The organism is Nonomuraea sp. SYSU D8015 (genome assembly GCF_008065375.1).
In the GTDB taxonomy this organism is placed as follows: Bacteria; Actinomycetota; Actinomycetes; order Streptosporangiales; family Streptosporangiaceae; genus Nonomuraea.
The window spans coordinates 71,698-92,619 of sequence record NZ_VJYI01000034.1 but is presented as its reverse complement, the minus strand read 5'-3'; the positions used below and the strand labels follow the sequence as shown (position 1 = coordinate 92,619).

General features: G+C 69.9%; 19 protein-coding genes and 2 pseudogenes. 8 read left to right on the top strand and 13 right to left on the bottom strand.

All coding sequences use genetic code 11. The features are described from left to right. The 7 genes and pseudogenes from ID574_RS54500 to ID574_RS54470 all read right to left on the bottom strand — a co-directional run. A pseudogene (locus ID574_RS54500) lies at positions 1–646 on the bottom strand (hypothetical protein); the annotation flags it as partial. A gap of 70 nt (positions 647–716) precedes the next feature. After that, complete coding sequence (locus ID574_RS54495) at positions 717–1,568, bottom strand: CU044_5270 family protein (protein WP_188196974.1); 852 nt, start codon at positions 1,566–1,568, stop codon at positions 717–719. After that, positions 1,561–2,133 carry an RNA polymerase sigma factor gene (locus ID574_RS54490; protein WP_188196973.1) on the bottom strand — a complete coding sequence of 191 codons (573 nt, stop codon included), beginning with the start codon at positions 2,131–2,133 and terminating at the stop codon, positions 1,561–1,563. Before ID574_RS54490 ends, ID574_RS54495 begins: the two co-directional genes overlap by 8 nt. 128 nt (positions 2,134–2,261) lie before the next feature. Continuing rightward, entirely contained in the window at positions 2,262–3,071 is an 810-nt protein-coding gene (locus ID574_RS54485; RefSeq protein ID WP_188196972.1) for an endonuclease/exonuclease/phosphatase family protein, read from the bottom strand. Beyond that, positions 3,071–6,187, bottom strand: a complete 3,117-nt coding sequence (locus tag ID574_RS54480; protein WP_188196971.1) for an alpha-mannosidase — start codon at positions 6,185–6,187, stop codon at positions 3,071–3,073. Before ID574_RS54480 ends, ID574_RS54485 begins: the two co-directional genes overlap by 1 nt. Then, positions 6,177–7,532 (bottom strand): 6-phospho-beta-glucosidase, encoded by a 1,356-nt coding sequence (locus tag ID574_RS54475; RefSeq protein ID WP_188196970.1) that lies wholly within the window; start codon positions 7,530–7,532, stop codon positions 6,177–6,179. The genes ID574_RS54480 and ID574_RS54475 overlap by 11 nt, the downstream gene beginning before the upstream one ends. After that, positions 7,529–8,284, bottom strand: a complete 756-nt coding sequence (locus ID574_RS54470) for a DeoR/GlpR family DNA-binding transcription regulator (protein ID WP_188196969.1) — start codon at positions 8,282–8,284, stop codon at positions 7,529–7,531. The genes ID574_RS54475 and ID574_RS54470 overlap by 4 nt, the downstream gene beginning before the upstream one ends. Positions 8,285–8,422: 138 nt before the next feature. Between ID574_RS54470 and ID574_RS54465 the strand changes: the two genes are divergently transcribed. The 5 genes from ID574_RS54465 to ID574_RS54445 are packed head-to-tail and all read left to right on the top strand — an operon-like array spanning position 8,423 to position 13,023. Next, entirely contained in the window at positions 8,423–9,397 is a 975-nt protein-coding gene (locus ID574_RS54465) for a PfkB family carbohydrate kinase (protein ID WP_188196968.1), read from the top strand. Between the two features lie 3 nt (positions 9,398–9,400). Continuing rightward, the gene (locus ID574_RS54460) at positions 9,401–10,687 is read left to right on the top strand and encodes an ABC transporter substrate-binding protein (RefSeq protein ID WP_188196967.1); all 1,287 of its coding nucleotides are present in this window, start codon (positions 9,401–9,403) and stop codon (positions 10,685–10,687) included. Between the two features lie 4 nt (positions 10,688–10,691). Then, positions 10,692–11,630, top strand: coding sequence for a carbohydrate ABC transporter permease (locus ID574_RS54455; protein WP_223168077.1), 939 nt, complete (start codon positions 10,692–10,694; stop codon positions 11,628–11,630). Continuing rightward, entirely contained in the window at positions 11,627–12,448 is an 822-nt protein-coding gene (locus ID574_RS54450; protein WP_188196966.1) for a carbohydrate ABC transporter permease, read from the top strand. The genes ID574_RS54455 and ID574_RS54450 overlap by 4 nt, the downstream gene beginning before the upstream one ends. A 26-nt stretch (positions 12,449–12,474) precedes the next feature. Continuing rightward, the gene (locus ID574_RS54445; protein WP_188196965.1) at positions 12,475–13,023 is read left to right on the top strand and encodes a cytochrome b family protein; all 549 of its coding nucleotides are present in this window, start codon (positions 12,475–12,477) and stop codon (positions 13,021–13,023) included. 3 nt (positions 13,024–13,026) lie between these two features. Here ID574_RS54445 and ID574_RS54440 read toward each other — a convergent pair whose 3' ends face one another. From ID574_RS54440 to ID574_RS54420, 4 genes are all read right to left on the bottom strand, one after another. Continuing rightward, positions 13,027–13,434: a hypothetical protein gene (locus ID574_RS54440; protein ID WP_188196964.1), complete on the bottom strand. Its 408-nt coding sequence runs from the start codon at positions 13,432–13,434 to the stop codon at positions 13,027–13,029. 81 nt (positions 13,435–13,515) lie between these two features. Further along, positions 13,516–13,980, bottom strand: coding sequence for a PPOX class F420-dependent oxidoreductase (locus ID574_RS54435; protein ID WP_188196963.1), 465 nt, complete (start codon positions 13,978–13,980; stop codon positions 13,516–13,518). A gap of 115 nt (positions 13,981–14,095) precedes the next feature. Beyond that, complete coding sequence (locus ID574_RS54430; protein ID WP_188196962.1) at positions 14,096–15,058, bottom strand: MBL fold metallo-hydrolase; 963 nt, start codon at positions 15,056–15,058, stop codon at positions 14,096–14,098. A 97-nt stretch (positions 15,059–15,155) separates the two neighbouring features. Continuing rightward, positions 15,156–16,493, bottom strand: coding sequence for an RNA-guided endonuclease InsQ/TnpB family protein (locus ID574_RS54420; protein WP_223168081.1), 1,338 nt, complete (start codon positions 16,491–16,493; stop codon positions 15,156–15,158). Between the two features lie 82 nt (positions 16,494–16,575). Here ID574_RS54420 and tnpA point away from each other — a divergent pair. Continuing rightward, positions 16,576–16,977: pseudogene (tnpA, locus tag ID574_RS54415) on the top strand (IS200/IS605 family transposase); the annotation flags it as partial. A 276-nt stretch (positions 16,978–17,253) separates the two neighbouring features. Here the strand turns inward: tnpA and ID574_RS54410 are convergent. After that, the gene (locus tag ID574_RS54410) at positions 17,254–18,000 is read right to left on the bottom strand and encodes a DUF2071 domain-containing protein (RefSeq protein ID WP_188196960.1); all 747 of its coding nucleotides are present in this window, start codon (positions 17,998–18,000) and stop codon (positions 17,254–17,256) included. Between the two features lie 46 nt (positions 18,001–18,046). Beyond that, a complete protein-coding gene (locus ID574_RS54405; RefSeq protein WP_188196959.1) occupies positions 18,047–18,484 on the bottom strand; it encodes an anthrone oxygenase family protein in 438 nt (145 codons plus the stop codon). A 157-nt stretch (positions 18,485–18,641) separates the two neighbouring features. Here ID574_RS54405 and ID574_RS54400 point away from each other — a divergent pair, with 157 nt between their 5' ends. Together ID574_RS54400 and ID574_RS54395 are read left to right on the top strand one after the other, a co-directional pair. Next, positions 18,642–19,235, top strand: coding sequence for a TetR/AcrR family transcriptional regulator (locus ID574_RS54400; protein WP_223168076.1), 594 nt, complete (start codon positions 18,642–18,644; stop codon positions 19,233–19,235). 4 nt (positions 19,236–19,239) lie between these two features. Continuing rightward, positions 19,240–20,841: an FAD-dependent oxidoreductase gene (locus ID574_RS54395; protein WP_188196957.1), complete on the top strand. Its 1,602-nt coding sequence runs from the start codon at positions 19,240–19,242 to the stop codon at positions 20,839–20,841. Positions 20,842–20,922: the final 81 nt, after the last annotated feature.

Here is a 20,922-nt window from a genome sequence, read left to right as displayed (position 1 = left end):
CCTTCAGGTCCGGATGGCCGGGGTCGTAGCCGGAGTCGAGGACCGCGACGGTGACGTCCTTGCCCGTCAGGCCCTGCTGCCACGCCTGCGGAGCGCCGATCTGCTTGACGCTCTCGGCCAGCGTGAACGACTTGCGGCCGTCCAGCCACAGCTTGGCGCGTCCCGTCACCAGCGAGCGGGCGGTCGTCAACTCCTTCCACGCCTGAGCGGCGCTCGCCTTCGGCACGCGCACCGCGCTCATCCCGACGCTGGACAGCTGCCGGACCCGGCGGGCGCCCTGCGGCCCCGCCATGCCCTGTGAGATCACGGGGATGTCCGGTGTGTGGGCATCGCCGTACCGCCAGGCCAGCAGTTGTGTGACGTCGAACAACCGCCGGTCCAGCACCCCTTGGGAGATCAACGGCATGGCGTCCGAAGGGATCACGTACAGGTGCCCGCCGCGCACCTGGCTCGTGAAGTCCACCTGCCTGCCGGGTCCGGGCTGCACGCGATGCCCGTGCCCGTTGACCAGGACGCGGTCACCGGTGATCAGCGTCACCTCGTTCGCCGGGTGAGAGGGCTTTTGCGACGCCGGTGTCGACGCGGCAGGCGCGACGCCGATCGCTCCTGCCGCGAGAACAGCCAGGAACGCTTTGCCTAATATCATGATCTTCCTAATGTCCGGGAGAAAGTGACGCGTTTCTGCTCCGCCGAAGACGCGTGCCGCGCCAGATCCCTTACTGGGGAGCATGGTCCGTCCAGCTGGTGGTCACCGAGATGAATCCATTGGTCCACCCCACGCTCCCGTCGTCGCCGATGAGGAAATTGGTGCGAGTGACCCGAGCCGTCTCGGGATCGACGACCAGTTTGATCTCCCGCCTGCCGTCAGGATCTGGGATCAGCAGTTCCTGCCCGTCTTCGGCCGTGCCCGTGCGCTCGACCCCTGGCATCGTGGCGAGTGCCTGGAACGCGGCGGAACGGACCTCCGGAGGCGTCGGTAGCTCCGAAATCAGCGCGAGCAGGGGGAAGGTGGGTTCCCCGCGCTGTTCGGATTCGCTCATGTTGCTGTCACGCCCCTCGCGCTCGGCGAGCCGTGCCTTCAACGCCTCTGGATCCGATGGCAGCCTTTCGAGGTCCTCGAAGGACACTTCGGCGCCCTTGAGCATGAGCGGGACCGGATCCGGTACGACGGCACCGGGAGGGGCGCCCGGCTCGCCCTTGGACCAGCGTCGGCCATCGCGGCTGGTCCAGCTCTCCATTTGCGGAATGTCGGTGTTCTGCCACTGTCGTCGGACGTGCCAGTAGGTCCCGGAACCTTGGGGTGCGCGTTCCGCGCTGGCAGCGGCCACCAGCAGGATCTCTCTGGCCGACGACGGTTGGCCGGCCGTCGTGGTGGCCCCCGTGCCGATCACGACGACGGCGGCCACGGTCGCGGCGGTGGTCAGGCCGAGCACCGGCACCAGCCGGCGGAAGGGCCGCCGGACGGGGCGGCGCATCCTGTCCTGCAGCCGACTCCTGCTGCGGGCGACCGCCTCGGCGGACGGCTCCGGCTTGCTCAGCACCGCGGTGAGAGCCTTCAGGTCATCCATGGACGGTCTCCTTCTCGAGAATTGTGTGGATCTTGGTGCGGGCGCGGCTCAGCCTGGAGCCGACCGTGCCGGCGGAGATGCCGAGCGCCTGCGCGACCTCGTCATAGCTGAGCTCGCCCAAGGCCACGAGCAGCAGGACGTCGCGCTCGCCGCTGGACAGGGCGGCCAGCGCCCTGGCGAGGTGCGGTTGCATGCGCTGGGCCGCGACGGAGGTCACGACCCGGTTCTCGTGGCTCTCCGCCGCGGGATCGGGACCCAGGCGGGCCAGCGCCCTGTAGTGGCGGGCCTCCTTGCGCCGGTGCCTGGCCACCAGATTGGTCGCGAAGCCGAACAGCCAGGGCCGCAGCCCCCCGCGCTCGGGATCGAACTGATCGCGCCGGTCGAAGGCGAGCAGGAACGTCTCGGCCGTGATGTCCTCGGCGGCCTGCGTGTCCAGCCGGCCTGCGACGTATCGGTAGATGTCGTGGAAATACCGGTCGTGCACGGCGGTGAACGACTCGGGATCGCGCCGGTATCGGGCGACGAGTTCGGCGTCGGTCACGCACTCGCCCACGTCGGCGGTCATGTGCGCGTCTCCGTCATGAGGATGCCTTCCGGATGGTGGTCATCGATCATCCATCCTTCGCCGCACCCCGGGATCGTCTTCCCGCGAGCCGTGACCGGCGGGTCGTCGAGAGTCCCGCCCGGCCTGTCCTATTCCGTACGCGGAGCCAGGACGATGTCGCTGACCACGCCGAAATGGTCCGACGGCCAGACCCGGACGCCGTCCAGCACCTCCGGCTCCGTGAACGCCAACTCCGCCCGCAGCGGCTCGCCCCGCAGCAGGTCGTCCCCGCCGGTGAAGATGTAGTCGATCCGGCGGGACGGCTCGCGGGCCTGCTTGGCGTAGTCGTTGGCCCGGTCGAACGTGGCGCCCAACGAGCCGTCCCCGCCGTAGGCCCAGGCGTCGGCGTAGTAGACGCTCGTGTCGTCCACGACCGCCAGCCCGCGCAGGTAGCGGATCTCGTCGGAGTCCGGGTCGGCGTTGAAGTCACCCATGATCACCGGAGGCAGCTCCGGCCAGGCGAACTCGGCTACCAAGGTCACGATGGACCGCACCTGCTCCAGCCGGATCGCGCCGTGGTCCTGCTGCCAGTTCAGGTGGGTGACGAAGCAGGGCAGCTCGCCGTAGGCGGTCTCGATCACGGTGGAGAGCAGCGTGCGGGGTTCGTGCCCGCCGTCGGGCAGGGAGAAGCAGCACTGCTCCCTGATGGGTAACCGGCTGAGCACCGCGTTGCCCTGGATCTGTCCGTCGCGCTCGCAGGCGGGCGCGTACGCGACCTCGTAGCCGAGCCCTTCGGCGATCTCCTCCGCCTGGCAGTAGCCGTCGTGCCGCTGCACCTCCTGGAGGCCGACCACGTCGGGGCGCAGGCGGGCGAGCTCGCGGCGGATCAGGGGCAGGCGCTGCGGCCACGGGCCGTTCGTGCCCCAGACGTTCAGGGTGGCGACGCGGAGCGTGGACATCAGCGGGCCAATCGTACTGTCAGCACCTGGAACGGCCGCAGAGCGAGCGCGACCGTGCCGTCCTCGGCCAGGTCGAGGGGCTGATCCAGGGGCCTTTCCAGCAGGTCGGTCAGCTCGGCGCGGCGGATCGGGAAGGAGGCGCGCAGGCGGGTGGCGGTCCGGCCGCCCAGCGACTCGTACACGCGGACCACCACGTCGCCGGAGCCGTCGTCGGCCAGCTTGACCGCCTCGACGCGGGCCGCCTCGCCGTCCAGGGTGACCAGCGGGGCGGGCACCGGGCCGGGGCCGCCGGGTACGACTTTCAGTGGCAGGTTGAGTGCGTACCCGGCGGCCACGGCGTCTTTGATCGTCGCGCCGGGGACCAGCGCGTACGACATGCGGTGGAGGCCCTGGTCGGCCTCGGGGTCGGGGGACTGCGGTGCACGGACCAGGCTGAGCCTGGCGGTCGTGGTGGTGCCGCCGTCGGGGCGGGTGGTGCGGGTGACGTCGTGGCCGTAGGTGGCGTCGTTGGCGATGGCCACGCCGTAGCCGGGCTCGCCCGCGTGGATCCAGCGGTGACAGGAGATCTCGAAGCGGGCGGCGTCCCAGCTGGTGTTGGTGTGGGTGGGGCGGTACAGGTGGCCGTACTGGATCTCGGCGGCGCTGCGGTCGGCGTGCACGTCCAGGGGGAAGGCCGCCTTGAGGATCTTCTGGCGTTCGTGCCAGTCGATCTCGGTGTCGATCTCGATGCGTGGGCTGCCCGCGGTCACACGTACGGTCTGGACGATCCGGGAGGACCCGAAGGCCCGCTCGATCCTGACGGCGGCGACCAGCGGGCCCCGCTCCACGACCGTTACCGACTCGGCCTCGACCAGGTCGGTGTACTGGCGGCGGTAGTGCCGGTCGATGTCCCAGGCGTCCCATTGGTTGGGGAAGTCGGTGTGCAGCCGCAGCAGGTTGCCGCGCCCGCCGGGGGCGAGCACTTCGCGGTCGGCGACCAGGTCCCGTACCGAGGCGAACAGGCCGTCCGCGTCGATCTCGACCCGGACCAGGCCGTTGTCCAGCGTGGTGCCGTTGGCGGTGGCGGGCGTGACGAGCGGCGGCGCGGTGGGGTCGAGCCGCGCCGCCGCCGATCCGGGCGCCTCGACCAGCACGGCGCACGAGCCGTCGGCGAGGCGCTGCGTGCGCGCGCCCGTCAGGTCCGCGCCCATCGCGGCGAGCGGGCCCGCCAGTTCCCCGGGCGCGATCGCCACCTCGGTGCGCGCGGCGGGGCTCGCGTTGAGGACCCAGAGGGAGTCACCGCTCCCGGCCAGCGCGGCGGTGGCCGCGGCGATGATGTCCGACAGCTCCTCCCGCACGCGGGCGTAGGCGGCCTCGGCCTCCTGGTGGACCCAGGCGATCGAGCTGCCCGGCAGGATGTCGTGGAACTGGTGCAGCAGCACTACCTTCCACAGCCGGTCCAGCGCCGCGTACGGATAGGCGAACCCGGCGTGCACGGCCGCGGTGGCCGCCCACAGCTCGGCCTCGCGCAGCAGGTGCTCGCTGCGCCGGTTGCCTGCCTTCGTGCGGGCCTGGCTGGTGTAGGTGGCCCGGTGGAGCTCCAGGTAGAGCTCGCCGGACCAGACCGCCGCCTCCGGCAACTCCGCCATGGCGGCCTCGAAGAACGCGTTCGGCTCCTCGATCACCACCCGCGGCGAGCCCTCCAGGTCGGCCAGCCGCCGAGCCTTCTCCAGCATCTCCCTGGTGGGGCCGCCGCCGCCGTCGCCGTGCCCGAACGGCAGCAGCGACCTGGTGCCGAGCCCCTTCTCCGCGTAGTTGCGCACGGCCCGGGCCAGCTCCTCGCCCTCGAACGTGCCGTTGTAGGTGTCGGCGGGTGGGAAGTGCGTGAAGATCCGCGTGCCGTCGATGCCCTCCCACCAGAACGTGTGGTGCGGGAAGGTGTTGGTCTGGTTCCACGAGATCTTCTGGGTGAGGAACCACTCCATCCCGGCCAGCCGGGCGATCTGCGGGTACGCGGCGGTGTAGCCGAAGGAGTCGGGCAGCCACACGCCCCGGCACTCGACGCCGAACTCCTCCAGGAAGAACCGCTTGCCGTGGACGAGCTGCCGGGCCAGCGCCTCGCCGCCGGGCAGGTTGCCGTCGGCCTCCACCCACATGCCGCCGACCGGCACCCACTGCCCGGCCTTGACCGCCTCGCGCATCCGCTCGAAGATCGCCGGGTAGCGCTCCTTGACCCAGGCGTACTGCTGGGCCTGCGGCCCGGCGAACACGAACTCCGGATAGTCCCTGGCCAGCGCGGTGACGTTGCTGAAGGTGCGGCCGTTCTTCCGCTGCGTCTCGCGGATCGGCCACAACCACGCGCTGTCGATGTGGGCGTGGCCGACGCCGGAGATGGTGTGCGCGCTGGCGTGCGCCGGGGCCGACAGCACGCCCGCCAGGCAGGCGCGGGCGTCGGCGGCCGTGCCGGAGACGTCGTGGATGTCGAGGGTGTCCAGGCAGCGCTCCAGCGCGCGCAGGATCTCGTGCCGCCGCGGCTCGTGCGCCGGCAGCTCGGCCATCAGCTCGCTCAGCACTTCCATGTCGAGCCGCAGGTGCCAGACCTCTTCGTCGAGCACGGCCAGGTCGGCCTGCTTGAGCCGGTAGAGGGGCGCGTCGCCCGCGGTGGCCTTGTCCCCGAGCGGCGTCGGGAGGAACCCGTTCGCCAGGACGTCCGGGTTCGCGGCCATCTCCAGCAACAGCCCGGCCCGCTCGCCGGTGATCGGGACGTACTGGTTCCGCGGCTCGATGCCCTTGATCGGGTTGCCGGCGAGGTCGTACACCAGGGCCTCGGCTTGACCACCCGGCCAGTCGCCGACGAAGCCCAGGTCGAAGACGGCCTCCACGCGCCGGCCCGCCCACTCGGCCGGCACGTCGCCGGTGGCGCGCAGCCAGGTCGTGGACCACGGCCTACCCCAGTCCGTGCCGACGGAGAAGGGCTCATAGGAAGCCGCCAGCGCCTCTTCCACGGGCACCGGCTCGTCGGGCACGTGCCAGGCGGCCAGCTCCAGGGGCACCGAGGCGGCGTACACGGCGGGCGCGACGCGTTCGCGCAGCACCCGGGCGACGCGCTTCTCGACGAGCTGCCGGTCATCGTGCATCGATCTGATTCCTTCCGCGGAGGTAGCCGAGCTGGGGAAGCTCGCATTCGTAGCGTTCGAGGAGGCGGCGGGCGACCGCGACGGAGCCGACGAGCGGATGGGTGGCGAAGGCCCGCAGCGCGGCGGCCCGTGAGCCGGTCGTGGCGGCCTCGATCACCGCCTGCTCGACCGCCTTGACCGAGGCCACCAGCCCGAGCGCGTGGCCGGGCAGCGGGTCCACCGACAGCGGGCGGGCGCCGTTGGCGTCCACGAAGCAGGGCACCTCGACGACGGCGTCGGGGTCGAGGCCGGCGATGGTGCCGCGGCCCCGCACGTTGAGGATGAGGGTGGTGCGCTCGTCCAGCGCGATGGCCCGCATCAGGGCCAGCGCGACCTGCTCGTAGCCGCCGGACTCCAGGTCCGTGCCGGCCCGCTCGCCGACGCCCGCGGCCTCGCGGTTCTCGGCCATGTAGGTGGTCTCGCGCTCCAGCCGGACGCAGTCCCACGCCCGCAGCGCGGATCCGTTCGCGTGCGTGTAGAAGCGCTCCTGCTGCTCGATGAGCAGGGCGCCGCGGGTGCGGTCGGCGGTGCGCGCGGCGGCCACCGCCTCCCTGGTGAAGTAGTAGTAGTGCAGGTATTCGTTCGGGATGCAGCCGAGCGTGCGCAGCCAATCGGCCCCGAAGAGCTTGCCCTCCTCGAACGAGGTCAGCGCGGCGTCGTCGCGCAGCAGCGCCGGCAGCAGGTCGCGGCCCTCGACGCGGATGCCGCGCAGCCAGCCCAGGTGGTTGATGCCGGCGTAGTCGAGCCAGACGGTGGCCGGGTCCACGCCGAGCGCGCCCGCGACGCGGCGACCCAGGCCGACGGGGGAGTCGCAGATGCCGATGACGCGCTCGCCCAGGTAGGCGGACATCGCCTCGGTCACCATCCCGGCCGGGTTGGTGAAGTTGATGACCCACGCCTCGGGGGCCAGCTCGGCGATCCGCCGCGCCAGGTCGACCGCGACGGGGACGGTGCGCAGGCCGTACGCGATGCCGCCGGCGCCGACCGTCTCCTGGCCGAGCACGCCTTCCTCCAGCGCCACCCGCTCGTCGACCGCACGGCCCTCGAGGCCGCCGACGCGGATGGCGGAGAAGACGAAGTCCGCCCCGCGCACCGCCTCGTCGAGGTCGGTGGTGATGTGCACCTGCGGGGGGTCGGCCACGCCTTCGGCCTGCTCGGCCAGCACCTTGGCGATGGCCTCGATCCTGGAGGCGTCCAGGTCGTACAGGGTGACGTGGGTGACGCGCCCCTTGCCGTGGTCGTCGAGCAACGCCCGGTAGACGAGCGGCACCCGGAACCCGCCCCCGCCGAGGATCGTCAGCCTCATACTTGGATCACCTCTACCCCCGAGTCACGCAAAGTCTGAAGAGTGGCCGCGTCGCTGGCGGCGTTCGTGACCACCACGTCGAGATCCTCCGGGCCGCACACCCGGGCCATCCCCGTGCCGGGGAACTTGCCGACGTCCGCCACCAGGACCACCTGGTCGCTGGCCGCGATCATGGCGCGCTTGACCGGCACCTCCACCACGGTGGTGTCCATGACGTGCCCGCCGGGGCGCACGCCGCTGGTGCCGAGGAAGAGCCGGTCGGCCTTGACCTGGCGCAGGTTGTCCTCCGTCAGGAAGCCCACGATCGAGCGGTATTCCCTGCGCACCATGCCGCCGAGCAGGACGATCTGGATGTCCTCGCTGTCCTGGAGCTCCTCAAGCACGGCCAGGCTGCTGGTCACGACCGTCAGCGAGCGGTCACGCAGCCAGTGCGCCACCCGGTGGGCGGTCGTGCCGATGTCGAGGAGGATCGTCTCCCCGTCTTTGATCATCTCTGCGCATCTCTGCGCGATCTTGTCCTTCTCCTCGGCGCGCTGGGCGGCCACGTCCACGAAGGGGTCGTCGCGCTGGTCGTCGATCGGCATGGCGCCGCCGTACACGCGCCGCAGCAGTCCCTGCTCATCGAGTTGGACCAGGTCACGCCGGACTGTCGCCGTGCTGACGGCCAGCCTCTCGGCCAGCGCCTCCACCGTGGCGGGCCCATCTGAGCGCAGGATGCGCACTATTAATTCGTGACGTCGGTCCCGAAGCATGACACGGACCGTATCGCGCAAACCCGTGCACGACCAGGGGTAAAAGTTCATCTTTTTCAGGCGAACTCTTGCTAAGTCGTGCAAAGAACGGCACGATCCACGGTACCGGTCGCCAACACCGCGGCAGAAGTGAGCACCATGGCCCCCACCAGCACCTCAGATCATCCCGGGCTCGACGTCTTCGTCTCCGGGCTCCTCTTCTTCGACGTCGTCTTCTCCGGCCTCGACCACGCGCCCAAGCTGGGCGCCGAGGCGTGGACGACGGAGATGGCGACGGGCCCCGGCGGAATCGCCAACTTCGCGTTCGCTCTGAGCAGGCTCGGGCTGCGCACCGGCCTGGCGGCGGCCTTCGGTGACGACCCCTTCGGCCGGTACTGCTGGGACACGCTGGCGGAGCGGGAAGGCGTGGACCTCACCAGGTCGCGTCGCTTTCCCGGCTGGGCCACGCCGACCACGGTGTCGCTCGCGTACGACGGCGACCGGGCGCTGGTCACCCACGGCGCCCCGCCGCCGATGGGGGCGGACGAGATGATCGGGGATCCGCCCCCGGCCCGCGCGGCGATCGTCCACCTGCGCCCGGAGCCGGTCGACTGGCCCCGCCGTACCGGTGGCCTGGTCTTCGCCGACGTCGGCTGGGACCCGACCGAGGAATGGTCCCGATCCATGCTCGAGCAACTCGGCGCCTGCCACGCCTTCATGCCCAACGCCCACGAGGCGATGAGCTACACCAGGACGGACACCCCCTCCGCCGCCCTGGCGAAGCTGGCCGACCTGGTGCCGCTGGCGGTCGTCACGCTCGGGGGAGACGGCGCCATCGCCGTCGACGCGACCAGCGGCGAGACCGCCGGGGTCGCGGGCCTTCCCATGGACGTCGCCGATCCCACGGGGGCCGGAGACATCTTCGGGGCGGCCCTGGTCGCGGGCACGCTCGCCGGTCTTCCGCTGGCCGAGCGGCTGCGACTCGCCAATCTCGCCGCGGCGCTGTCCGTGGGCCGGGCCGGCGCGGCGTCGTCCGCGCCCACCTGGGCGGACCTGGGCCGCTGGTGGCACGGGCTCACCTCACCCGAGCTCCGCCGCGACTACGCGTTCATCTCCGATCTTCTGGAGGGCTAGACAATGGAACTTTCTCGCCGGCACCTGCTCCTGTCCTTCGCGGCGGCGGCCATCGGCGGCACGGCCGCCTGCGGCAGCGGCGGCACCACCACCGGCGGCACGGGCGGCGGCGGCGCCAAGGAGCTGACGCTGTGGTACTGGGGCGGCGGCCTGAGCGACAAGGTCGTGGCGGACGCGGTCAAGCAGTTCGCCGGCAAGACCGCGCTGAAGCCCTCCGTGATCGGCGGCGACTTCAAGCAGAAGCTCGTCACCACCATGAACGGCCGCAAGTTCGTCCCCGACATCACCGGCATCAAGGGCGAGAACATCGCCTCGATGCTGGAGGAGGCCGACCGGTTCATCGACCTCAACACGCTCGGCGCGGACAAGCTGGCCTCTCAGTATGTCGACTGGAAGTGGAAGCAGGGCTCGACCAAGGACGGCAAGCTCATCGGCTTCCCCATCGACATCGGCCCGACCGGCATGTTCTACCGCGAGGACATCTTCAAGAAGGGCGGCCTGCCCACGGACCCCGCCAAGGTCTCGGAGGAGATGTCCACCTGGGACGACCTGTTCGCGGCCGGACAGAAGCTGATCAAGGCCGTGCCCGAGGCGTACATCGTCAGCAGCGCCGAAGGCGTGTGGGACGTGGTCGTCGGTCAGGGGTCCAAGCGCTTCATCGACGAGAGCAACAAGTTCATCGGCGACCAGGCCCACATCCGTTCGGCGTGGGACGTGGTCATGAAGGCCCTCCAGTTGGGCGTCGTGGCGCCCAAGTTCGACGGCCAGGACACGAACGCGGCCCTGACCAACGGCAAGTACGCCACGCAGATCGGCGCCGCCTGGGTGGCCCTGGACATCAAGAACGGCGCGCAGGGCACCGAGGGCAAGTGGCGGGTGGCCCACAACCCGGTCGGCCCGGCCAACATCGGCGGCTCCTTCCTGGCGCTGACCCAGCAGTGCCGCGACCCCAAGCTGGCCTTCGAGATCGTCACCTGGCTGCTCGGCCCGGAGAACGCGGCCCGGGGGTTCGCCGACGCGGCGCTGTTCCCCGCCAGCCCGGCCACCTACACGTCGTCCGCGATGACCGAGGGCGACCCGTTCTTCGGCGGCCAGAAGACGATCGAGATCCTGGGTGAGGCCGCCAAGAAGGTCCCCGTCCAGTACGAGGCTCCCGCGGACGCGGCCGTGGGCCAGCCGTTCAAGGACGAGATCGTCAACGTGTGGACCAAGGGCAAGAACCCGGACACCGCGTGGAACGACGCCGTCGCCACCGCCAAGCAGATCGCCGAACGCCAGGGAGTGAGCTGAGTTGGTGTCCACCCGCCAGGTGGGCGCGCATGCCAGACGGAGTAAAGGGGCGCTGCGGTCGTTCTGGCCGCAGTACCTCGCCATTTCCCCGTTCTTCGTGCTCTTCCTGGTGTTCATGCTGTTCCCCGTCCTCTTCTCGGTCGTCCTGGCGTTCCAGAAGTGGGACGGCCTCGGCGAGATGGAGTTCGTGGGACTGCGGAACTTCGAGTTCCTGCTGAAGGACTCCCTGTTCTGGCTGTCGCTGAAGAACACGTTCCTGATCTGGTTCATGTCCACGGTGCCGACGCTCTTCCTGGCACTGGTGATCGCGAACATGCTGAACAGCAGCGTGCGCTTCACCGGCTTCTACCGGATCGCCTATTTCGTCCCGAACGTGACCTCGGTCGTGGCGGTCGCCATCTTCTTCGGCTCGGTGTTCGCCACGAACGCCGGGCTGATCAACGTGATCCTCGGCTGGCTCGGCGCCTCGCCCGTGCAATGGCTGGTCAACGAGTGGACGATCAAACTCGTCATCGCCACGCTCATCTGCTGGCAGTGGACCGGCTACAACGCGATCATCTACCTGGCCGGCCTGCAGGCCATCCCCACCGAGCTGTACGAGGCCGCCAAGATCGACGGGGCCGGGCCCGTGCAGACCTTCTTCCGCATCACGATCCCGCAGCTGCGGCCCATCATCCTGTTCACCGTGGTCATCTCGACCATCAACGGCATGCAGACCTTCACCGAGCCGCAGGTGCTCTTCTCCAGCAACGTCGCCAACTCCGCCAACTCGGGCGGCCCCGGCTCGGCCGGCCTCACGGCGATCCTGTACTTCTACCGCGAGGCCTTCAACAACAACGACTACGGCTACGGCGCCGCCATCGCCTGGGCCGTCTTCCTGGTCATCCTGCTGTTCACCGCGATCAACTGGCGCCTCGTGTCGCGCCGTGCGAGGGCGTCATGAGGCGATTCGCCGGGGTGGGGCTCCACCTCACCATGCTCACGGGCGTCGTCATCTCGCTGTTCCCCTTCTACTGGACAGCCGTCATGGCGACCAACACCACGCGCGACATGTACACCGTGCCGCCGAAGCTGACGTTCGGTCCCGAGCTGATGAACAACATCGGCAGGCTGCTCACGAACATCGACTTCTTCGGCTCGATGCTCAACACCCTCATCGTGGCCTGCAGCGTAACCGCGCTCGTGCTGTTCTTCGACTCGATCGCGGCCTTCGCCTTCGCCAAGTTCGCCTTTCCCGGCAGGAACGCGCTGTTCGGCCTGCTGCTGCTGACGTTCATGCTGCCGAGCCAGCTCGCGCTGATCCCGCAGTTCGTCATCATGGTGAACCTCGACTGGGTCGGCACGCTCAATGCCCTCATCGTCCCGGCCGCGGCCAACGCCTTCGGCATCTTCTGGATGCGCCAGTACATCAGCAACGCGGTGCCCGACGACCTGCTCGCCGCGGCCCGCATCGACGGGTGCGGCTTCTTCCGTCAGTACGCGTACGTGGCGCTGCCGATCATCCGCCCCGGCCTGGCCTTCCTCGGCATCACCACGTTCGTCGGCGCCTGGAACGACTACGTCTGGCCGCTGATCGTCATGGTGGACCCGTCGAACCTCACCCTGCAGGTGGCGCTGTCGCAACTCAACACCGCGCACAACACGGACTACAGCATGATCATGGCGGGCACGCTGCTGGCCGTGCTGCCGCTGGCCGTGGTGTTCACCCTGTTCGCCCGCGGGTTCATCCGGGACGCCATGAAGGGAGCCCTTCGTGGCTGACCCGCCTTTGTGATCAAATATGGCGAATGGAGCGGCTGAGGCAGCTGGTGGGCGAGATGCTGCTGTACTGTTTCGCCGTCGTCGTGATCACGGGCGCCTTCCTGGCGTACTTCTACTCGGCCAGCGGCGAGCAGGTCGCCTACGACGGCTCGTACGCGCCGCTGCGGGGCGTCATGATGAGCGAGGCCTACAGCTCAGCACTCAAGCTCAGCTTCGACGCACCCGGTGGGCTGCTCATCCGGCAGCTCCACCACAGCTCCGCGATCGTGCTCCTCGCCGGGGCCGTCGTGTGGGTCGTGCTCGGCGAGCTCAGGTACGTGCTCGCGTACGTGTCGCTGGGCCTGGTCGTGGTCGCCGGGATCAGCGGCTATGGGGCCGTCGACGATCTGTTGTCCGGAACCTTCCTGGGGAAGGTCCCCGTCGTCGCGTGGTACGGCCTGCACCTGGCGACGGCGCTGGCCCTGGGCGCCGCGCTGGTGGTCTCCTCCCGCCGGGAGGCCGCCGAGCGCCCCAGGTCGCCGCGCCTCATCGCGCTGAGCATCGTCCTCGCCGCGCTGGCGATCTTCTGGCTCTGACCGTCACCCGCCCTGGGTCATGATGGTCTTCCACCGCGAGCACTCGTCGACGGGACGCTTGCTGGTGCCGCGGCAGACCTGGACCTTGATCTGCAGCACGTTGCGGTAGTCCTTGCGGAAGGTGCCGTTGCCCGGCACGCAGTTGTAGAAGCCGAAGGTCTTCCACCGCCCGTTGCTCGCGCTCTGCGCCCTGAACACGGCCCAGGCGCAGCCCTTGCCGAGGGTGTCCTCCAGGGTTCCGGTGACGAGGTAGCCGAACTGGTGGATGGAGACCTTGCCCCAGGCGCGGGCCATGCCGTCGGTGGAGTGGATGGAACGCCACTTCCAGATGGCAGGGGTGGCCTCGGCGGGGGCGGCCACGGCCAGCGGCAGGGCTGCGGCGGCGAGGAGGGCGAGCAAACGCATACGCATGAGGGGACTCCGGAGTGATACACGGGTGAATCGGACACTCCTAGAGATAGGCCCCCATACTTGTGAGCGGCTTGGAAACGTCTATGACACCAGGCGGGCGGGGAAGCCGCCGGTGGCGATGGGACCCCAGCGGTCGATGTGGATGCGGATCAACGACTTGTCCTGGCGGCGCATGGCCTCCCGGTATTCGTCCCAATCAGGGTGCTCGCCGGCGATGCACCGGTAGTACTCGACGAGCGGCTCCAGGGCGTCCGGCATGTCGAGCACCTCGGCGTGGCCGTCGACCTGGACGTACGGGCCGTTCCAGTCGTCGGACAACACGCAGATCGACACCCGGTCGTCACGGCGGGCGTTGCGGGCCTTGGCGCGGTCGGGATAGGTGGAGACCACGATCCGGCCGCCCTCGTCGACCCCGCACGAGACCGGCGAGAGCTGCGGCCGGCCGTCCGCGCGGGTGGTCGAGAGCAGGCCGTGGTGCCTGAGGCGGAGGAAATCGAGCAGTTCGGGCAGGTCGACGCGGCGCGCGGTCGCGATGTTGGGAGCCATCTCAAATGCCTTTCTGTCACACCGGGATCGATCCTTTCATCCCGTGGACCGAGCCGGTGACGCCGAGGGCCCGGTGCGGTGCCGCGGCGACGGGAACCTCTGTGGTCGCCATGTCTCAGCCCTGGAGCTCGGCCCAGACCTGGCGGTCGCGCTCGGCCGTCCAGATCACCGGCCGCTCGACGCCGGACAGCTCGTCCCACAGCCGCGACACGTCGAACGGCAGGCAGTGCTCGAAGATCGGCCACCCGCCGTAGCGGTCGACGAGGGCGGCGTGGGTGGCCTCGAACGCCTCCTTGAGCGTGCCTCCGCGCTCGTGCACCGCGCCCACCTCGCGCAGCATCACCTGGAGGAAGTGCCGGGTCTGCTCGATCGCGGCCTCGACCGCGTCGCGCCCGCGCGCCACCGCCCCGCGCCCGCCGACCAGCGCCTCGGCGCCGAAGGCGGCCACCCGGTCGAGCGTGCCGGCCGCCCACTCGCGGTGGTAGGCGTCGCCGGTGTAGAGGGCGGCCTGCGACTCGACCAGGTCGCCGGCGAACAGCACCTTCTGCCGGGGCAGCCAGGCCACGATGTCGCCCTCGGTGTGGCCGCGCCCGCAGTATTGCAGGACCAGATCGCCCCGGTCGCCGCCGAGGTCGACCGTGAACCGGTCGGAGAACGTGGCGGTGGGCCAGGTCAACCCCGGGATTGAGGCGGGCTCCTTGAACAGGCGCGGCATCCGCCCGTACTCCGACTCCCAATCCTGCCGGCCGCGTTCGGCGATGAGCGCCCGCGTGTTGTCGTGCGCGACGATCACCTCGGCGTCGAAGGCGCTCGCGCCGAGCACCCGCACCGCGTGGTAGTGGGACAGGACCAGGAATTTGACCGGTTTGTCGGTGTGCTCCCGCAGCCGGGCCAGCCATTGGCGGGCGGCCACGGGCGTCGCCATGGCCTCGAAGCAGACGAGGAAGTCCTCGCCCTCCACGGCGCCCACGTTGGGGTCGCCCTCGGCGGTCAGCGCGTAGACGCCGTCGGCGAGCACCTCCAGGGTCTGCTGCTTGTCGTCGAGGTCGGCGGAGGAGGCGAATGCCTTCGGCGCCATGGCGGTACCTCCTGATTCCATCGAGGCCATGCGCCTGGTGCTTACCCTTCACCGGGTGACCGATGCGCTGGTCTGACCCGACCAGACAGCTTGGAATCTAGGCCAGGGCCGCCTCGTCCACGAGGACGACCCTGACGGCGGCGGGGTCGTCGCCGGTGAGCGGGACGGCGAAGACTGCGCTCGCCGCAGAACAGGTCGGGCTGCGGCCCGCAGTCGGCGATGGCGGTGACGACGCTGGCGCCGCTGCACAGCGCCGTGGTGCGGTGGCGGAATCCGTAGGTCCGTCGCGACAGGCTGACGCCACAGCTGTCCGGGCGGGTGATCGCCCAGCAGGCGTCGGAGGTGTTGGGCCAGGCGTGTGGCAGGTTTCCTGAATTGCAGGTGCCGCAGAGCGGGCCTTGGACCGCAACGCGGCCTCCAGCCCATACCAGCCCTTATCCAAGATCGATCGGTTCAGCCCGGCTTTGGCCGCGCGCCCGTTGGGCAGGTAGGCGCCCGGCGCGCCGGGGTCGGGTCTCGGCGCCACGGAGGCGGTCATCGCCCGGACGTTCAGCCTCTCCAGCGTCACGATCGCATAGTCGCGGGTGAGCCGGTGCGCGGCCTGGGCGTTGAAGTCCGCCCGCCGCCACCGCGCCCGCCGCATCAGATCACCCATCGCCCGAACGACCCGCCGACGCCGGTTCGACCCCTTCTTCGATCGGGCGAGCCGACGTTGGAGCCGCAGGTACCGTCTTGCCTCGCCCGCCGTGAGGAACCCCGTACCGCCTGCATCGCCATCGGTCTCGGCCGGCGGCGCCATCGACGACACGCTGCTTTCACCGGCGTGACGGCGGTCGAAGAACTCCCCATCACTGGTGACCGCAGCGGTGGCCACCCCTCGGTCCACCCCGGCATGCCGCTCGGGACGGGCGTGTTCGCTCACCTCGGCTAGGCCGTCATCCACCAGGAAGCTGATGAACCAGTGCCGACCGTCGCGGGCCACGGTCGCCGACTTCACGCTCCCGCCCAGCGGGCGGGACATGCGGAACTTCACCCACCCGAACTTCGGCAGGAACACCCGCCCCCACTTGCGGCTGATCTTCTCGACGGGGATCTGCTGGGCGGTCGGGAACCGAAACGACGGCCTCCACCGCGCCTTGCTCTTCCAGCGCACCTTCCACGTGCCGTGCTCGCGGCAGGCGCGGTCCAGATCCTTCAGCGTCTGCTGGATGACCTGCGCGGACGCCTCGGCCAGCCAGGCACAGTCCGGGTCCTTCTTCGCTTCGGCGAGTTGGCGGCACTGCTCGGCGTAGCCGATGAACGCGCCCCGGCGCCGATAGGCGCGGCGCTGCTCCAATCCGGTGTTCCACACGCTGCGGCAGATCCCGCCCAGCCGCTCGGCGAACAACCGCTGGCCGAGATCGAACTCCAACCGGTACCTCCGGCCCGCCAGCACGCGGGGAAACACCTCCCCCACAAGACCTCCCACGCCACAACAGTTCGAACATATTATCGCATGACCTGCGAGTCGGGAGGCGGAATACCGGCGCGACAGACACGTGGTCTCCGCGCTGCATGTCCATCTGGTCTTCGTCACCCAATACCGCGGAAACGTCTTCAACGACGCGATGCTGCGCCGCTGCGAGGACATCATGATCGAGGTGTGTGACAGCTTCGAGGCCGAGCTTCGCGAGTTCAACTGCGCCGACGACCATGTCCATCTGCTGGTCTGCTATCCACCCAAGGTCGCCATCAGCAAACTCGTCAACTCTCTCAAGGGCGTCTCCTCCCATTACCTGCGCAAGGAGTTCCCCGGTTGCGTCAACCGCGCCATCATGCACGGCCAGTTCTGGTCACCCAGCTACTTCGCCGCCTCTTGTGGCGGAGCCCCTCTCTCGATCATCAGGGAGTACATCGAACAGCAGCGCCGACCGGCATGACGCCCCGAGGTCGGCGCTACGCGCTCCAGTCTGTCCCGGCTCCACCTGGTCATCCCCTGCCGGGGACCGCATTCACCCCAGGCTTGAAAGCCGGAGGTCGAGGCTTTCTGCGGACCTTCGGTAAGTCGGCGGGCGGGTCGGGGGACTTGCTACGCGCCATGCGTGTCCTCCTTGGGTGAGCTCTGGACTCAGTGAAGGTTTCCGACTTGATCTATGAGTACCATGTAAGGATTTTTCGTCAATGCCCGATCTGGGGGCGCTTTGCGAACATGGGCCTCACGCGTCAGGGCGGAAGCGGCGCGGCGGGGTGTGGATGTCGAAGTGCAGGCGCGGCTGGGCCAGGATCGAGTGCGGTGGCGTGTCGGGCGTGATCAGGCCGAGGCGTTCGAAGACGGGGAAGCTCGCGGCGGCGGCGGTGAAATAGCGGGGTCGCATGACCGGGTGCCAGATGCTGTAGACACCCACCCCGCCGTCCCGGCGCCGGTACCAGCCCTGGGTGGGATGGGTGAGCCGTTCCAGCCAGTCCGACTCGTCCGCGAAGCCGTCCAGGAGGGTGAGCGGCTGCGGGAGTTCGGTCGCCTCGCAGCGGGCGTCCCCGGCGTCGAGCCGCCAGCGCGCCGGGGCGCCGTCCCAGTCGGCCTCGATGCGGATGCGGTCGCGCCGCCACGGCATGCCCCATAAATGCTGCGGGATCGCGACCACGGGGTGATCGAGGCGGGTGCCGAAGAACCAGACGCCCGGCTTGCCGTACGCGGTCACGTAAGCCCGGTAGTTGATCTGTCCGCAGTCGATGCCGATCTGCGGCAGGAACCGGAAGTGGAAGTCCCGGTCCTTGAAGGCCACCGCCGAGATCAGCGTGCCGGGGCCGTCCGCGAAGCTCATCTTCATCGGCGCGAAGCCCTCGGGCAGGTGCCGGGCCAGGGCGTCGGCGTCCACCCGGTAGCTCACGATGGCGAAGTCGTCCAGGTCCGTCTCCGCGTGGTACCACCGGAGGCGCGGGCGGGGCGTGCCGTCGAAGGTCATGTTGCAAACAGTATGATCGCCGCCGCCCGGCCGACAGGAGCGTGCCTCACAGGTTGACGAGACCGACCCCGGCCAGGACGAGGCCGGCCAAGGACGCGATGGCGCGCAGCGTGTTCCAGGTGGTCCACCTCGGCGAGTAGTCCTTCCAGCTCATGGTGCCCGCGTCGAGGGCGTTGTTCATCGGCACGTTGATCACCATGGTGACCAGGAAGGAGCCGACGAAGCTCACCGCGGCGGCGGCGAAGAACCAGACCGCGGCCGGCGAGCCCGCGAGGAACCCGGCCGCCAGCGCCGCGAGGGGCGAGCCCAGGAACGGGATGTAGAGCCAGGGGTTGAGGATCTTCCTGTTGATGCTCCGCATCGCGGCCTCGGCCTGAGTGGGTTCGACGGCGTTCAGGCCCGGCATGACGGACATCGAGAAGGTGTAGAAGAGGCCCGCGAGGGCGCCGTGCAGGGCGAGTGTGATCAGTGCGAGTAACAACATGCTCATATAGTGATCCGCCGCGATAAGACGGTCCATGGCCATGCCGCTCAATCCCATAAGCAGGCGTCTACGACAGCGCCGAGCAATCTTCTATCAAGTGATTGACGAGCCTGGCGTGCGGCGCCTAGTTTTCTATCAACTGATAGAAGGAGGGATGATGGCGGTCAAGCGCGCCAGGCCCGGGCCGCGATCGGACGAGCGCCGTCAGCGGCTGGTAGAGGCGGGCTACCGGGTCATGGTCCGGTCAGGGCTGGCGGGGGCCCGGACGCGTGACGTCGCCGCCGAGGCCGGCATCACCGTCGCCACCCTGCACTACTACTTCCCCACCAAGAACGACCTGGTTCGGGCAGTACTGGAGCACACGATCCGGGAGCGGATGCTGGCGCCGCTGCGGCTGGACGCAGATTGGGCGGACGGGCCGGCGGCGCTCCGGACGATGATCGACGGGCTGTCCCGCCAGGCCGAGGCGGAGCCGGGGCATTTCCGGCTGCTCAACGAGATGACCTGGGCCGCGCGCGAAGACCCGGCGATACGTGCCATGCTCGCCGACTGGCACGACGGCTGGCACCAGACCGTCGTGGAGTGGCTGGAGGCGGGCCGGCGCGGCGGCCGCGTACGCGACGATCTCGACGCCACCGCCACCGCCACCATGATCATTTATCTGACCCTCGGCCTCGTGATGCGCCCTCCCTTGCCCGACGGCGTGGACGACCGCGTCGCAGACGAGCTCCACAAACTGCTCGAGGAGTGATGACATGTCCGATGAGCGCACGCAGGTCCTGATCGTCGGCGGCAGCCTGGTGGGCCTGTCCGCCGCCCTGTTCCTGCGCCGCCACGGCGTGGACGTGGTGCTGGCCGAGCGCCATCCCGGCACCTCCATCCACCCGCGCACCCCCGGCTACAACGCCCGCACCATGGAGTTGTTCCGGGCGGCCGGAGTGGAGGAGGCCGTACGCGCGGCCGGCCCCTGGCAGTTGACCGATTCAGGGCTGCTGTGGGCCGAGAGCCTGACCAGCCCCAACCACCACTGGCTGGCCCCTCCGAACGCCCGTGGCGCCCAAGAGGGCTTCTCCGACGTCAGCCCCTGCGATGACGCGGTCCTGTCGCAGGACGTCCTCGAACCGGTGCTGCGCGAGCACGCCGAGGCGCTCGGCGCCGACCTGCGCTTCGGGACCGAGCTCCAGTCGTTCGAGAACGGCCCGGACGGGGTCACCGCCGTCCTGACCGACCGGGCCTCCGGCGCCCGCACCGTCGTCCACGCCCGCTACCTGATCGCCGCCGACGGCGCGAACAGCCCCGTCCGCGCCCGGCTCGGCATCGGCAGGAGCGGCGTCGGCGTGCTGGAACACGTGGCCGGCATCATGGTCCGCGCCGAACTCGGCGACGCGCTCGGCGACAAGCGCTTCGCCATCTGTCAGATCACCAACCCGGACTTCGCAGGAATGGTACGCGTCGTCGGCGACAAGATGGCGCTCCACGTCACCTACCGGCCCGACCTCGGCGAGAGCGCGGAGCAGTTCACCCCGGAACGCTGCGTCGAGCTGGCCAGGGCCGCGGCCGGCCTCCCCGACCTGGCCGTCGAGCCCCTGGAGGTGATGCCCTGGCAGACCACCGCCGCCGTCGCCGGCCGGTTCGCCGACGGCCGGGTCTTCCTGGCCGGTGACGCCGCCCACGTCATGCCCCCGGCAGGGGCCTACGGGGCCAACACCGGCATCCAGGACGCCGCCAATCTCGCCTGGAAGCTCGCGTACGTGCTGCACGGCTGGGCGGCTCCGTCGCTGCTCGACACGTACGACGCCGAACGCCGCCCGATCGCCCGCCTGACCGTCGACCAGGCGCTGGCCACGGGCAGGGAGTGGTTCGGCGCCGACCTGCCGCCGGAGGCGGGGGCGGCCGAGCTCCTGGACGAGGTGACACTGAAATTCGGCTACCGTTACGGCCCCGGCGAACCCTTCGAGGACCCCCGGCGGCCCACCGGCGCTCCCGGCAGCCGGGCCCCGCACGTGTGGCTGGAGCAGGACGGCAAACAGGTCTCGACCGTCGACCTGTGGGCCTCCGGACTCGTCCTCCTGGCGGGCCGGGACGGCGCGGCCTGGGCCGAGGCCGCCGGCCGCGTCGCCGGGCGCGACGGGTTGCCGCTCAGGGCGTACCTGCTGGCCGAGGGCGCCGTACCCGGTGACTTCCTGTTCCTGGCGGATCCGGGCGGGCGGTGCGCAGCGGCGTTCGGGATCGGCGCCGGCGGCGCGGCCCTGATCCGTCCCGACGGGTTCATCGCCTGGCGCGCGCCGGAGACGGCGGGCCCGCGTGCCGGCGAGGTCCTCGACGCCGCCTGCCGGAGCCTGCTCGCCACCGGCTGAGGGTGCGGACCCGTCCGTGCGGGCCGACGTGGCGCTGATCACGTCCTATGTGTGGATTCCTCCACAGTTGATCGCTGGGAG